Annotated in this window: 12 protein-coding genes; 4 read left to right on the top strand and 8 right to left on the bottom strand. The window is 63.0% G+C overall.

Annotated elements, in window-relative coordinates:
• Positions 1-54: 54 nt before the first annotated feature.
• Together J1N02_RS02155 and J1N02_RS02150 are read right to left on the bottom strand one after the other, a co-directional pair.
• The gene (locus J1N02_RS02155) at positions 55-792 is read right to left on the bottom strand and encodes an anti-sigma factor family protein (RefSeq protein WP_098479148.1); all 738 of its coding nucleotides are present in this window, start codon (positions 790-792) and stop codon (positions 55-57) included.
• Complete coding sequence (locus J1N02_RS02150; protein WP_027606262.1) at positions 789-1295, bottom strand: RNA polymerase sigma factor; 507 nt, start codon at positions 1293-1295, stop codon at positions 789-791. Before J1N02_RS02150 ends, J1N02_RS02155 begins: the two co-directional genes overlap by 4 nt.
• Before the next feature lie 169 nt (positions 1296-1464).
• Here J1N02_RS02150 and J1N02_RS02145 point away from each other — a divergent pair, with 169 nt between their 5' ends.
• Positions 1465-2547: a catalase family peroxidase gene (locus tag J1N02_RS02145; RefSeq protein WP_421147105.1), complete on the top strand. Its 1083-nt coding sequence runs from the start codon at positions 1465-1467 to the stop codon at positions 2545-2547.
• Positions 2544-3083 (top strand): cytochrome b, encoded by a 540-nt coding sequence (locus J1N02_RS02140; RefSeq protein WP_421147104.1) that lies wholly within the window; start codon positions 2544-2546, stop codon positions 3081-3083. The genes J1N02_RS02145 and J1N02_RS02140 overlap by 4 nt, the downstream gene beginning before the upstream one ends.
• Positions 3084-3101: 18 nt before the next feature.
• Here J1N02_RS02140 and J1N02_RS02135 read toward each other — a convergent pair whose 3' ends face one another.
• Complete coding sequence (locus J1N02_RS02135; protein WP_027606265.1) at positions 3102-4253, bottom strand: M14 family metallopeptidase; 1152 nt, start codon at positions 4251-4253, stop codon at positions 3102-3104.
• A gap of 464 nt (positions 4254-4717) precedes the next feature.
• The gene (locus tag J1N02_RS02130) at positions 4718-5068 is read right to left on the bottom strand and encodes a DUF6124 family protein (protein ID WP_027606266.1); all 351 of its coding nucleotides are present in this window, start codon (positions 5066-5068) and stop codon (positions 4718-4720) included.
• A gap of 131 nt (positions 5069-5199) precedes the next feature.
• Between J1N02_RS02130 and J1N02_RS02125 the strand changes: the two genes are divergently transcribed.
• The gene (locus J1N02_RS02125) at positions 5200-5835 is read left to right on the top strand and encodes a LexA family protein (RefSeq protein ID WP_027606267.1); all 636 of its coding nucleotides are present in this window, start codon (positions 5200-5202) and stop codon (positions 5833-5835) included.
• On the opposite strand, the gene J1N02_RS02120 is transcribed toward J1N02_RS02125, so the two are convergent.
• From J1N02_RS02120 to J1N02_RS02105, 4 genes are read right to left on the bottom strand one after another with little or no spacing between them, the layout of a single operon-like run.
• Positions 5832-7757 carry an acetyl/propionyl/methylcrotonyl-CoA carboxylase subunit alpha gene (locus J1N02_RS02120; RefSeq protein WP_098479152.1) on the bottom strand — a complete coding sequence of 642 codons (1926 nt, stop codon included), beginning with the start codon at positions 7755-7757 and terminating at the stop codon, positions 5832-5834. The genes J1N02_RS02125 and J1N02_RS02120 overlap by 4 nt on opposite strands.
• On the bottom strand, positions 7754-8560 hold the full coding sequence (locus J1N02_RS02115) for a gamma-carboxygeranoyl-CoA hydratase (protein WP_027606269.1): 807 nt from the start codon (positions 8558-8560) through the stop codon (positions 7754-7756). The genes J1N02_RS02120 and J1N02_RS02115 overlap by 4 nt, the downstream gene beginning before the upstream one ends.
• Before the next feature lie 14 nt (positions 8561-8574).
• A complete protein-coding gene (locus tag J1N02_RS02110) occupies positions 8575-10182 on the bottom strand; it encodes a carboxyl transferase domain-containing protein (protein ID WP_108572649.1) in 1608 nt (535 codons plus the stop codon).
• Between the two features lie 11 nt (positions 10183-10193).
• Positions 10194-11357: an isovaleryl-CoA dehydrogenase gene (locus J1N02_RS02105; RefSeq protein ID WP_027606271.1), complete on the bottom strand. Its 1164-nt coding sequence runs from the start codon at positions 11355-11357 to the stop codon at positions 10194-10196.
• A gap of 150 nt (positions 11358-11507) precedes the next feature.
• On the opposite strand from J1N02_RS02105, the gene J1N02_RS02100 reads away from it, so the two are divergent.
• A complete protein-coding gene (locus tag J1N02_RS02100; protein ID WP_108572651.1) occupies positions 11508-13145 on the top strand; it encodes an AMP-binding protein in 1638 nt (545 codons plus the stop codon).
• Positions 13146-13409: the final 264 nt, after the last annotated feature.

Genomic DNA, 13409 nt, shown 5'->3' with positions numbered 1-13409 from the left:
ACTCTGTAATGCGGTGGTCGCTTACTTTAGGGCGCCGATGGCGATTTGACCAATCTAGAACGGCTGCAGGGGTGGCGTCGGCTGGCCGGCCGGGCTGACCACCGCATAGTTGTAGCCGCCGCCGGACCAGTATTGCGCTTGCAGTCCATCCGCCGTGCGCTCGCCACGGGGCAGGAAACCGTTGTCCGGGCCCGGTGGGCGGATGTAGAAGCTGATGCGCCGACCTTGTGCGTCCTGGTACAGCACCATGGCGGCGGCGCCTTGATCGGTGGTGAGCAGTCGTCCGCTGACGGGCGTGAAGCCCGCCTGGCTCAAGTCCGGCAGGCGATGGGCTTGATTGAAGTAGCGGTCGAGCCACGCCTGCATCGTGCCGCGGTCCTGGCCGTTGTAGTCGGCGGGCATGATGCCCTCCTGGGCAAACAGGCGGAACGCTTGCATCGCATCGGCCATCGGCAGCAGCGGCGGTTGCGTGGCTTCACGGGCCTGCCAGCCGCCGAGGCCACCGAGGCTGACGGCCATCAGCAGCACTGCGGCGGTGGCAAAGCGGCGGCGCGTCTGGTGCTTGAGGCGCTGGCGAATCAGTGCCGGGTCCAGCGCCGGGTTGGCCGGTTGTTGCAGGGCGCCGCTCAAGGACGCGCGCAGCAATTGCGCGTCCTGCTGCCACGCCTGCACTTGGGCCGCGACCTCGGGGTGGGCGGCCAGGTAGGTTTCGAGCACACGGCGATCACTGTCCAGGAGTTGGTGATCGACGTAGGCATGCAGGTCGCGTTCGCTGGGGGGCAGGCTGATCATTTGAGTATCCGCAGGGAAGGGCTGGCGATGTCGCCATCGCTGAGTTGACGCAACGCTTGGCGCGCCCGGGACAGGCGCGACATCACGGTGCCGATCGGCACCTCGAGTATTTGCGCGACTTCCTTGTAGCTCAAGCCCTCCACCGACACCCACAACAGCAGCGCGCGTTGTTCGGTGTTGAGTTGGTCGAAGGCTTGCAGGGTCGCCTGGGCGATGACGGTGCGTTCCACCGACGGCTGCGCGTCATCGCGGCCGGTAAAGAATTCCAGCATGCGTGCATAGCGCCGGGTGCGGCGGTGGGCATCGAGGAACTGCCGGTAGAGGATCGAGAACAGCCAGGCGCGCAGGTCGCCCTCGATGCGCTTGTCGGCCCAACGGGTGATCGCCCGCTCCAGGGTCGCCTGCACCAGGTCGTCGGCACTGCTGGCGTTACGGGTCAGGGACACAGCGAAACGCCGCAGCCTGGGGATGAGTTCACGTAACGGTTCGTCGAGTTCATGCATGGGTGTCTGGCTGGTCACTACGCTGGGACTAGAGAGACGTCCGGCGTGAACGGTTATTCCCTGCCGTGGAAAATAAATCCAGGGCCTGGGAATAGAGTGGATCGGCGTTCGTCTTAATGCTCCGACCTTATGGTTACCCCCAAAGGCCTTCAGGCCCTGGAGTCTGTTCATGGTAGATCACTCATCACCGCCACGTCCCCCGTTAAGCACGGCGAGCCTGATCGCACGACTTGCGGGTATTGGCGCCGTGGTTGCAGTTATGGCCGGGGCATTTGCCTACGTCAACGGCAGCCTCGACCCACAACGCCTGCGTCCGAAAACCCTGGTCGATGCCCTGGAAACCAACAATGGCGTGCACCCGGGATTCCGGCGTAACCATGCCAAGGGCGTGTGCGTGGCCGGGTATTTCGAAAGCAGTGCCGAGGCGCGCGTCTACTCCCGCGCCGAGGTGTTCAGCGCGGCCAGGACGCCGTTGATCGGCCGCTTCGCCTTGCCCAGCGGCAACCCCTATGCGCCGGACAGCAGTGTGCCGATCCGCAGCTTTGCCGTGCAGTTCAGTCTGGCTAATGGCCAGCAATGGCGCACCGGCATGAACAGCATGCCGGTGTTCCCGGTGGGCACGCCCGAGGCGTTCTACCAGATGCTCAAGGCCGGCGCGCCGGACCCGGCCACCGGCAAACCGAACCCGGCGAATATGTCGGCGTTTTTTGCCGCACACCCTGAGGCGGCGCCATTCCTGGCGTGGGTCAAGACGGCCAGGCCATCGGCCAGTTATGCGACCGAAACCTATAACGGTATCAACGCGTTTTACCTGGTGAGTGCCGAGGGCAAGCGCCAGGCCGTGCGCTGGGGCGTAGTGCCCCAGATTCAGGATGCAGCGGGGGAGACCGCACCAGCGGGCGCCGACTTTCTGGAGAAAGACCTGGTGCAACGCCTGGCCTCAGGGCCGTTGCGTTGGCAATTGAACATGACCCTGGCCAACCCCGGCGAGCCGCTGGAGGACGCGAGCAAACCCTGGAGCGGTGAGCACAAGGTGTTGAATGCCGGCACCCTGGTGCTGCAAAGCAGCCAGCCCCAGGCCGACGGCGATTGTCGCGACATTAATTTCGATCCGTTGATTTTGCCCAGCGGCATCGAAGCCTCCAATGATCCGCTGCTGGCTGCACGTTCGGCGGCGTATGCCAGTTCGTACCTGCGCCGTGCCGGTGAAGTCAGCCCCTTGCACACTGCCCCAGCGGAGTCGAAGCCATGAATGCCCAACCACGGGTTTTTGCGCCCCTGGCGCGCCTGCTGCACTGGTTGATGGCGCTGATGGTCATCGCCATGTTGTTTATCGGCGCAGGCCTGGCGGCGTCAGTGTCGGAGCGGCATGAGTGGTTGATCCACCTGCACAAGCCGCTGGGGATCGCGATCCTGGTGCTGGTGATCGTGCGCCTGGCGGTGCGCTTCTCCACCCGCCAGCCGCCGTTGCCGTCTGACTTGCCGCTGTGGCAGGTGCTGGCAGCCAAGGCGTCCCATCTGGTCTTGTATGGGTTGATGCTGGTGTTGCCGCTGCTGGGCTGGGCGATGATTTCGGCGGCGGGCGACCCGGTGATGCTCAGCAGTTCGGTGCAGTTGCCGGCGCTGGTGGCGGCGGATGCACCGCTGTTTGCGCTATTGCGCAAGGCCCATGGGTATCTGGCCTACCTGCTGTTCCTGACGGTACTGCTGCACCTGGCGGCGGCGCTGTTCCATGGGTTGATTCGGCGCGATGGTGTGCTGCAGAGCATGACCGGCACCAAGGACTGATGCCGGGGGCCAGGGGCGTTAGCGCAGGACCGTGACGATATCGGCCACGCTGCTCAAGACGTCCTTGGCCAGCTGTTTGGAACGTTCGCCCGACCAACCGGTTTTCGGATTGGGGGCGTCGTCGTTGTCCTTGAACGGCATTTCCAGGGTCAGGGACAGGCAGTCGTACTGCTCGCCGACGGCATTGCAGGCCAGGGTCATATTGGCTTCGCCCGGCAAGTCGCGGGTGTAGCCGTGGGTGGTTTGGAAGTCACGGGTCAGCGAACTCAAATGGCTGCGGAAGCGTTTTTCCAGCGCTTCGATACGCGGGGTGTAGCCGGGGTTGCCTTCGCAGGCAGCGGTAAACACGTAGGGGATTTCTTCGTCGCCGTGGATGTCGAGGAACAGGTCGACACCGTATTGCTGCATTTGCTGTTGCACGAACAGGACTTCCGGGCTGATCTCCTGGCTGGCGCTTTGCCAGGCGCGATTGAGGTCCTGGCCCATGGCGTTGGTGCGCAGGTGACCGTGGAAGGCGCCGTCGGGGTTCATGTTCGGCACCAGGTACAGGTCGGCAACGGCCAGGAGCTTTTTCATCTCGGCATCGCCATCCTGTTGCAGGCGTTCGATGATGCCCTCCATGAACCATTCGGCCATGTGCTCGCCGGGGTGCTGCTGGGCAATGATCCAGACATTGCGCCGGCCTTCGCCGCCTTTGCCACGTCGCAACAGTTGGATATCGCGGCCCTCGACACTTTTGCCGGTGGCCAGCAGTTGGGTGCCGGCGTACTTCAGGGCCTGGTCGATCAGCCAGTCGTGGCGTTCGCGGCTGTAGGGCTCGAAGTAGGCCAACCAGGCATGTTTCTCACGGGTTTCGAGGCTGATGTGCAGGATCTCGCCGTCGAAGCGGGTAGGGACTCGGAACCAGTTGACGTGATCATAAGACGCGACAGCGTTGTAGCCGCTCCAGGCGTGCTTATACGAAGAACCACCGGCGTTGCTCAGGCGAAAATTATGGGTGTGACCCACGTGCATGCCTTCGGCTTTGAAGTGGAACCATTGGTAATGGTGGCTGCGGGTATCGGGCTGGATGGCCAGCAGCAACTGGTAGGCGTCGCTGGCGTCGAGCACCTGGATATTGCCACTGTCGAAGTCGGTGCTGATCTTGATGGAGGTCAAGGCCACGGTCATAGTCTGGTTGCCTGAATATGAGTGTTGTGGCGGCTATATTACACAGGAGTCTGGTAAAGCCTGGATGCAAAATTGTTGCGGGGGAGGGGGGCGTCGTCCGTGACGCCGCCGCAGCTTAGAATCTATGAGATTGATTCTCAAGCGCTATTTCGCAGAGATGTGCGCTGGAGCACTGGACTGGCTTTCTTTTGGCGATGGTCTTTTGCTACCATGCGCGCCATCAAGCAACACACAGTCTTCATTAGCCTGAAGCCATGCCAGGGAAACTGGCAAAAAAAAGACCCGGCCAAAGAGCCGGGTCAAAAACCGTGATTAGCCTGATGAGGAGATATTCCAAGAGTCCGACCTAAGGTCCCTTGGTCTATCGACTGATCTCGCGATCAGCTGGGTCCAATAATAATCATTATCATTTGCAAGTCAAATGTTTTTATCCGTGGGATAGAAATATTTTTCCTTCGCGGCTGTTATCCGTTCGCCCGAACCTCCGGTGCCCGCAACGACCGCTCGACCATCGCCTTTGCCATATCAATCAAATACACCACTGAAAACGCCAGGTCGCGCTGGTTGCCCTGATGGCTGCTCGCTGATTCGTAGGCCGTGGCGGCGGCACTGCGCAACAGGTCCGAGGCGTGCACCAGGGCTTCCTCCTGGCTGATGCCGGGCTTGATGGCGAAAAAGCTGTCATCCGGGACGGGTGCTGACATATTTTCTTTCAAGTAGAAGTCCAAGGCACGCTGGGCAGCACCGCTGCTGCGCAGGCCTTGCACGTCATCGTTTTCGGGTGTTTCAGGCAGGGGATACGGGCTCGTCGTCATAAGGGGCGGTACTCTGGGTGGGTGTCGAAAACCTTATGCCCGATGATAGTACGTATCGTATTTATGTCGTTTTATGGATTACTACAAACTGTTTATTGCCCTGGAAACTGGCTGACGTATTGTCGGCGGCCATGGATAAATGGATAGCGTTGGTCAAGGCCAACATGAAAGACCGCAAGGTCACCCAGGGTGAGTTGGCTGAACGCTTGGGCATGTCCCAGGGGGGCGTTGGCCACTGGCTCAACAAGCGCCGCGTGCCGAGCCTGGCGGATATGAACCGGGTGCTGGCAGAGTTGGGGCTGGGCGACCTGGAAGTGGTGCAGGAGCTGCGTGAGAAGGCCGACGAGGTCGTAGACCCGGCAAGACAGTACACGGCGTATTTTCGCTACCCGGTCAGCGAGTGGAAAGGCCTGGGCGAAATCCGCGAAGAGCGCCCGGCCTATGGTGCCGCGCGCTTCGAACTGACGGATTACCACGCCCGGGGCGACGCCTACTGGCTGCCGGTGACGAGCGACGCCATGACCGCACTCAGCGGCCCGAGCATCGCAGCAGGGATGATGATCCTGGTGGATCCGGCCATCGCCGCCGAACCCGGCAAATTGGTAGTCGCCCAACGGGCCGGCAGTACCCAGGCGACCTTCCGGCAGTTGCTGGAAGAGAGCGGCCAGCTCTACCTGGTGCCGCTCAACCCCACCTACCCGAAACTGCTGTTCACCGTTGATTGCCGCATCCTCGGCGTCGTCGTGCAGGCCACGGTGAAGTTCTAGTCCGCCGTTTCGAGCTCCACCAACGCACACCCCTCGGCAACCATTTCGCCCTCCTGGCAGAACAGCGCCTTGACTACCCCGGCCTGGGGCGCGCGGATACTGTGCTCCATCTTCATCGCTTCGAGCACCACCAACTGGGTGCCGGCCTCGACCGTTTGGCCGACGTCCACCAGCACCCGCACGATGCTGCCGTTCATCGGTGCCGTGAGGCCGCCCTGGTGCGACTGGCTGGCCTCGACAGCAGCAATCGGATCGAACAGGCTCACGCCCTGCATCTCGCCGTCCCAACGCAGGAAAACCCTGTGCTCGTTGCGCACTGCCAGATGTGAACGACGGACGCCCTGGTGTTCGATCACTAACTGTTCGCCCTGCAATGTCGCGGCGATGGCGGCCAGTGTCACCAGGCGGTCCTGGCCATTGCAGCTCAAGTGCAGCGAGACCTCGGCGGGCAGTCCTGCACGGAATCCACGGGTGTCCGCCCATGGCCCGTCACCTGGGGGCAAGCTCTGCATGAAGGCAGAACCTGCGGCCTGCCAGAATTCATCGCTCAACGTCCCGGCCACCGGCAGAAGTTCGTCCTGGTAGCGCGGAATAAATCCGGTATCCAACTCGGCCGCCGCAAATGCCGGATGACCAATAATGCGCCGCAGGAAGCCCAGGTTGGTCTTCAGCCCACCCACGGCAAACTCGTCGAGCATGCTCAGCAAGCGCAGGCGTGCCTGCTCACGGTCTTCACCCCAGGCAATCAGCTTGCCGAGCATCGGGTCGTAGAACGGCGACACGTCGTCTCCTTGCGCGACACCACTGTCCACGCGGCGCCCCGGGCCCGGCGCGGACTCGCGATACAGCGCCAGGTGCCCGGTGGCGGGCAGGAAGTCATTGGCCGGGTCTTCGGCGTACAAGCGCACTTCAATCGCATGGCCGATCAGCGGCACCTGCTCCTGGGTGATCGGCAGCGCCTCGCCCTGGGCGACGCGAATCTGCCAGGCCACCAGGTCCAGGCCGGTAATCGCTTCGGTGACCGGGTGTTCCACCTGCAGCCGCGTGTTCATCTCCATGAAGAAAAACTCGCCGCGCGCATCCAGCAAGAACTCCACCGTGCCCGCGCCGACATAACCGATGGCCTGGGCCGCACGCACCGCCGCTTCGCCCATGGCCTTGCGCTGTGCAACGCTCAGCCCCGGTGCCGGGGCTTCCTCGACGACCTTTTGGTGGCGGCGTTGGATCGAGCAGTCCCGCTCATTGAGGTACAGGCAATGCCCGTGCTGATCGGCAAATACCTGGATCTCTACGTGGCGTGGCTTGAGCAGGTATTTCTCCACCAGCATCTGCCCATTGCCGAAGGACGACAGCGCCTCACGCTGGGCCGAGGCCAGGGCGTCGGCGAGCTGGCTGACATCCTCCACCACCTTCATGCCCTTGCCGCCGCCCCCGGCCGTGGCCTTGAGCAGCACCGGATAGCCGATGCGCTCACAGGCGTCGCGGAAGGTTTCCAGGTCCTGTTCCGTGCCGTGATACCCCGGCACCAGGGGCACGCCGGCGGTTTCCATCAGGGCCTTGGCGGCGGACTTACTGCCCATGGCGTCGATGGCCGAGGCGGGCGGCCCGAGGAAGATCAGCCCCGCCGCCTCGATCGCACGGGCAAACCCGGCGTTTTCCGACAGGAAACCGTAGCCTGGGTGAATGGCCTGGGCACCGCTGGCCTGGGCGGCGGCGATCAATTTGTCGATTTGCAGGTAGCTCTCGGTGGCTTTGCTGCCCCCCAGGTCGACGCGAATATCCGCCTCGCGGCTGTGTCGCGCATCACGGTCGACGGCGCTGTGCACCGCCACGGTGGTCAGGCCCATGGCCTTGGCGGTGCGCATCACCCGGCAGGCAATCTCGCCGCGGTTGGCCACCAGCAGGGTGGTCAGCGTGCTCATGAACGCGGCTCCTGGGGCTGCCAGCTGGGCGGGCGTTTTTGCAAAAAAGCGCGCAAACCTTCCTGGCCTTCGGCGCTGACACGGATGCGTGCAATGGCATTTTCGCAATAGCGGCGCAGGGCGGGGGTGAGCGCGCCGTTACCGACTTCGCGCAGCAGGTCCTTGCTGGCGCGCATCGCCGCCGGGCTGTTATGCAGCAGGTGGGTGATCCACTGTTCCACCTGTTGGTCCAGTTCGCCAATCGGGTAGCTTTCCGCCAGCAGGCCGATTTCCCGGGCACGCTGGCCGCCAAAGCGCTCGGCGGTCAGGGCATAGCGCCGCGCCGCCCGCTCGCCGATGGCTTGCACCACGAACGGGCTGATCACGGCCGGGGCCAGGCCGATGCGGACTTCCGACAGGCAGAACTGCGCGTCATCGGCGCCGATGGCCATGTCGCAGCAACTGATCAGGCCCAGCGCGCCGCCGTAGGCCGCGCCTTGCACCACCGCCAGGGTGGGGATTTTCAGCTTGGCCAGGTTGTACATCAGCTCCGCCAGTTCGCGGGCGTCGTCCAGGTTGGTGTGGTAATCCAGTTCGGCCGACTGCTGCATCCACGCCAGGTCGGCACCGGCGCTGAAGTGCCTGCCGCGCCCCCGCAGGACCAGGAAACGCAGGGATGCATCACCTTGCACATGGTCGAGGGCGATGATCAGTTCGCGGATCATCTCGGCGTTGAACGCGTTGTTCTTGGCTTCTCGGCTGAGCCACAGCGTGGCAAAGCCACGGCTGTCGGTGATCAGTTCGAGGGTATTGAAATCGCTCATGGGTACGGCTCCATTTACATGCGGAACACGCCGAAGCGGCTCGGCTCGATGGGGGCATTCAGCGCGGCGGACAAGGCCAGGGCCAGCACATCGCGGGTCTGCATCGGGTCGATGACGCCGTCGTCCCACAGGCGTGCGCTGGAGTAATAGGGGTGACCCTGGGTTTCGTACTGGTCGAGGATCGGCTGCTTGATCGCCGCTTCCTCTTCAGCGCTGAAGCCGACGCCTGCCCGTTCAGCCTGTTCACGCTTGACCTGCACCAGCACGCCCGCAGCCTGTTCGGCACCCATCACGCCGATGCGTGCGTTGGGCCACATCCACAAAAAGCGCGGGTCATAGGCGCGGCCACACATGCCGTAGTTGCCGGCGCCGAAGCTGCCGCCGATGATCACCGTGAATTTCGGCACCTTGGCGCACGCCACTGCAGTCACCAGCTTGGCGCCGTGCTTGGCGATGCCACCGGCTTCGTATTTCTGGCCGACCATAAACCCGGTGATGTTCTGCAGGAACAGCAGGGGAATCCCGCGTTGGCAGGCCAGCTCGATAAAGTGCGCGCCTTTTTGCGCGGCCTCGGCGAACAGAATCCCGTTGTTCGCCAGGATCGCGATCGGGTAGCCGTGCACATGCGCGAAGCCGCACACCAGGGTGGTGCCGAACAGCGCCTTGAACTCATCGAACACCGAGCCATCCACCAGCCGTGCGATCACTTCGCGCACATCGAACGGCTGCTTGGCATCGGCCGGGATCACGCCGTAGAGCTCTTCGCTGCTGTACAACGGCGCCACGGGCGTGCGTTGCAGCAATTGGCCTTGCTTGCGCCAATTGAGGTTGGCCACGCTGCGGCGGGCCAGGGCCAGGGCGTGTTCATCACTGTCGGCATAGTGGTCGGCCACGCCGGATATCCTGCAGTGCACGTCGGCACCGCCGAGGTCTTCGGCGCTGACCACTTCACCGGTAGCCGCCTTCACCAATGGCGGGCCGGCCAGGAAGATCGTCGCTTGGTTACGCACCATGATCGCTTCGTCGGCCATGGCCGGCACGTAGGCGCCACCGGCGGTGCACGAGCCCATCACCACGGCGATCTGCGGGATGCCCTGGGCACTCATGTTGGCCTGGTTGAAGAAGATCCGCCCGAAGTGCTCGCGGTCGGGAAACACTTCATCCTGGCGCGGCAGGTTGGCGCCGCCGGAATCCACCAGGTAGATGCACGGCAGGCGGTTCTGTTCGGCGATGGTCTGGGCGCGCAGGTGTTTTTTCACCGTGAGTGGGTAGTAGGAGCCGCCTTTGACCGTGGCGTCGTTGGCGACGATCATGCATTCGACGCCTTCCACGCTGCCGATGCCGGCAATCACCCCGGCGGCCGGCACGTCTTCGCCATACACCTGATGGGCGGCCAGTTGGCTGAGTTCAAGGAACGGCGAGCCCGGGTCCAGCAGGCGATTGATGCGCTCGCGCGGCAGCAGTTTGCCGCGTGAGGTGTGACGCTCCTGGGCCTTGGCGCCGCCGCCTTGCTGCACGTGGGCGAGCAGAGTGTGCAGGGCGTCGACCTGTTGGCGCATCGCCGCGCTGTTGCTGGCGAACTCCGCTGAGCGTGGGTTGAGCTGGGTGTGCAAGGTGGCCATGGGACGCTCCTTCAGCGGGTTTCGTTGAAGAGTTCGCGACCGATCAGCATCCGCCGAATCTCACTGGTGCCGGCGCCGATTTCATACAGCTTGGCGTCTCTCAGCAGGCGCCCGGCGGGGAATTCATTGATATAGCCATTGCCGCCGAGGATCTGGATCGCGTCGAGGGCCATTTGCGTGGCGCGTTCGGCGCTGTACAGGATCACCCCGGCCGCGTCCTTGCGCGTGGTTTCGCCGCGTTCGCAGGCCTGGGCCACCGCGTAGAGGTAGGCGCGGCTGGCGTTGAGCTGGGTGTACATGTCGGCGACCTTGCCCTGGATCAGCTGGAACTCGCCGATGCTTTGACCGAACTGCTTGCGATCGTGGATGTAGGGCACGATCAGGTCCATGCACGCCTGCATGATCCCGGTGGGGCCGCCGGACAACACCACGCGCTCGTAATCGAGGCCGCTCATCAGCACTTTCACGCCGCCGTTGAGCACGCCGAGGATGTTTTCCTCCGGCACTTGCACGTCATCGAAGAACAGTTCGCAGGTGTTGGAACCACGCATGCCGAGCTTGTCGAACTTGTTGCTGCGGCTGAAGCCTTTCCAGTCGCGCTCGACGATAAACGCGGTGATGCCGTGGGGGCCCCTTTCCAGGTCGGTCTTGGCGTAGATCACATAGGTGCTGGCGTCGGGGCCGTTGGTGATCCAGGTCTTGCTGCCGTTGAGCACATAGTGGTCGCCGTGTTTGTCGGCGCGCAGTTTCATCGAGACCACGTCGGACCCGGCGTTGGGTTCGCTCATGGCCAGGGCGCCGACGTGTTCGCCGCTGATCAGTTTGGGCAGGTACTTGAGTTTCTGTTCGTGAGTACCGTTGCGGTTGATCTGGTTCACGCACAGGTTGGAGTGGGCGCCGTAGGACAACGCCACCGAGGCCGAGCCACGGCTGATTTCTTCCATGCTCACCACGTGGGCCAGGTAGCCCAGGCCGGCGCCGCCGTATTCTTCCGGTACGGTGATGCCCAGCAGGCCCATGTCCCCGAACTTGCGCCACAGGTCGGCGGGGAACAGGTTGTCGATGTCGATCTGTGCCGCACGGGGCGCGATTTCCTTGGCCACGAAGGACTGCACCTGGTCGCGCAGCATGTCGATGGTTTCACCGAGGGCGAAGTTCAGGGACGGGTAACTCATGGACAGGCACCTTAATGTGAGCTTTGTTGTTGTGTGGATGGCGCGCCAGGGAAGGGCGCTCACCTTTACGTTAACGTAAGCTTGCGTTACGGTGCTGTCAATCGTAGTTTACGTTTACGTCAACCTACAAAAAAGACAACAGGGGTCGTTATGGATCAACTGCATCCGAGCTACAGCCGTGGCTCCCAGGACAAGGCCTTGCTGGCCATGACCATTGGCCAGGCCTTCGATCACACCGTGGCGCAGCACCCCGATGGCGAGGCCCTTGTGGTACGCCATCAGCAGCGTCGCTACACCTGGCGGCAACTGGCCGAGACCGTCGAGGTGCACGCTCGCGCGTTCCTGGCCTTGGGTATGCAGACCGGCGACCGCCTGGGTATCTGGGCGCCCAATTGCGCCGAGTGGTGCATCAGCCAGATCGCCAGCGCCAAGATTGGCGTGATCCTGGTCAATATCAACCCGGCGTACCGCAGCAGTGAACTGGACTACGTGCTCAAGCAGTCCGGCTGCGAGTGGCTGGTGTGCGCCGGCGCGTTCAAGACCTCCGACTACCACGCGATGTTGCAGGCATTGCAGCCTGAGCTGCGCGGCATGATCAGCCTCGACCCCAGCCCGCCCCCGGGCTTCCTGCCCTGGTCGGAACTGGCGGCCCTCGGTGCGGGCCTGCCGCCCGAGCAGCTGCACAGCCGCCAGGCCAGCCTGCACTTCGATCAAGCCGTCAATATCCAGTACACCTCCGGTACCACCGGTTTCCCCAAGGGCGCCACCCTCAGTCATCACAACATCCTCAATAACGGCTATATGGTCGGCGAAAGCCTGGGCCTCACCGCGCAGGACCGCCTGGTGATCCCGGTGCCGCTGTACCACTGCTTCGGCATGGTGATGGGCAACCTGGGCTGCATCACCCATGGCACCACCATGATCTACCCGAATGACGGCTTCGATCCGCTGCTGACCCTCACCGCCGTCGCCGAAGAACGTGCCACCGGCCTGTACGGCGTGCCCACCATGTTTATTGCCCTGCTCGATCACCCACGCCGGGGCGAGTTCGAGCTGTCCACCCTGCGCACCGGCATCATGGCCGGCGCCACGTGCCCCATCGAGGTGATGCGCCGGGTCATCGGCGAATTGCACATGGGCGAGGTGCAGATTGCCTACGGCATGACCGAGACCAGCCCCGTATCCCTGCAAACCGGCGCGGATGACGATCTGGAGCGCCGCGTGACCACCGTCGGCCGCACCCAGCCGCAACTGGAAAGCAAGATCATCGATGAAGCCGGTAACACGCTGCCCCGTGGCCAGGTCGGCGAACTCTGCACCCGTGGCTACAGCGTGATGCTCGGCTACTGGAACAACCCCGACGGCACCCGCGAGGCCATCGACGCTGCGGGCTGGATGCACACCGGCGACCTGGCCACCATGGATGCCCACGGCTATGTGTGCATCGCCGGGCGCAACAAGGACATGATCATTCGCGGTGGCGAAAACGTGTACCCGCGCGAGGTGGAAGAGTTTTTCTTCACCCACCCGGCGGTGGCCGATGTGCAGGTCATCGGCATTCCGGACGAGCGCTACGGCGAGGAGATCGTGGCCTGGGTCAAGCTACATCCCGGTCATGTGGCCAGCGAACTGGAACTGCAGGCCTGGTGCAAGGGCCGCATCGCGCATTTCAAGACGCCCCGGTACTTCAAGTTCGTGGAGGAGTTTCCGATGACGGTGACGGGCAAGATCCAGAAATTCCGCATGCGCGAGATCTCGATCGAAGAGCTGGGGGCAGGGCAGGGTTAAAGGCCAGAAAGCACAAAGGGGACCCGAAGGTCCCCTTTAATTTGTCGTTGCGTGCTCTTTTTTTATTATTGAGGGGCGGTCTATTGTTGTTTTTGGCAACCGTTACCCTTTACCGCTGTTTTTGGCGACCCCCATCCGGGGTCAAGAGCAAACGTATTTTTTTGAGCGCTGACCTGCTTCTTCGTTAACGATCCAACCAGTGGGTAGCTACCTGAGGTAGTTTTATTTTTCTCTAACCGGTTGCGGGTTTCGGCATGCCGTACC

The organism is Pseudomonas sp. NFX5 (genome assembly GCF_049132125.1).
Classification (GTDB): Bacteria; Pseudomonadota; Gammaproteobacteria; order Pseudomonadales; family Pseudomonadaceae; genus Aquipseudomonas; species Aquipseudomonas marginalis.
Note: the sequence above shows the minus strand (reverse complement) of the source record. Positions and strands in the feature narration are given on the sequence as shown.

What these genes read in the sequence shown, in the direction of transcription:
- J1N02_RS02125 (WP_027606267.1), top strand. Translation starts at nt 5,200, where the DNA reads ATGGATAAATGGATAGCGTTGGTCAAGGCCAACATGAAAGACCGCAAG.
- J1N02_RS02135 (WP_027606265.1), bottom strand. Translation starts at nt 4,253, where the DNA reads ATGACCGTGGCCTTGACCTCCATCAAGATCAGCACCGACTTCGACAGT.
- J1N02_RS02150 (WP_027606262.1), bottom strand. Translation starts at nt 1,295, where the DNA reads ATGCATGAACTCGACGAACCGTTACGTGAACTCATCCCCAGGCTGCGG.
- J1N02_RS02140 (WP_421147104.1), top strand. Translation starts at nt 2,544, where the DNA reads ATGAATGCCCAACCACGGGTTTTTGCGCCCCTGGCGCGCCTGCTGCAC.
- J1N02_RS02155 (WP_098479148.1), bottom strand. Translation starts at nt 792, where the DNA reads ATGATCAGCCTGCCCCCCAGCGAACGCGACCTGCATGCCTACGTCGAT.
- J1N02_RS02145 (WP_421147105.1), top strand. Translation starts at nt 1,465, where the DNA reads ATGGTAGATCACTCATCACCGCCACGTCCCCCGTTAAGCACGGCGAGC.
- J1N02_RS02105 (WP_027606271.1), bottom strand. Translation starts at nt 11,357, where the DNA reads ATGAGTTACCCGTCCCTGAACTTCGCCCTCGGTGAAACCATCGACATG.
- J1N02_RS02115 (WP_027606269.1), bottom strand. Translation starts at nt 8,560, where the DNA reads ATGAGCGATTTCAATACCCTCGAACTGATCACCGACAGCCGTGGCTTT.
- J1N02_RS02110 (WP_108572649.1), bottom strand. Translation starts at nt 10,182, where the DNA reads ATGGCCACCTTGCACACCCAGCTCAACCCACGCTCAGCGGAGTTCGCC.
- J1N02_RS02130 (WP_027606266.1), bottom strand. Translation starts at nt 5,068, where the DNA reads ATGACGACGAGCCCGTATCCCCTGCCTGAAACACCCGAAAACGATGAC.
- J1N02_RS02120 (WP_098479152.1), bottom strand. Translation starts at nt 7,757, where the DNA reads ATGAGCACGCTGACCACCCTGCTGGTGGCCAACCGCGGCGAGATTGCC.
- J1N02_RS02100 (WP_108572651.1), top strand. Translation starts at nt 11,508, where the DNA reads ATGGATCAACTGCATCCGAGCTACAGCCGTGGCTCCCAGGACAAGGCC.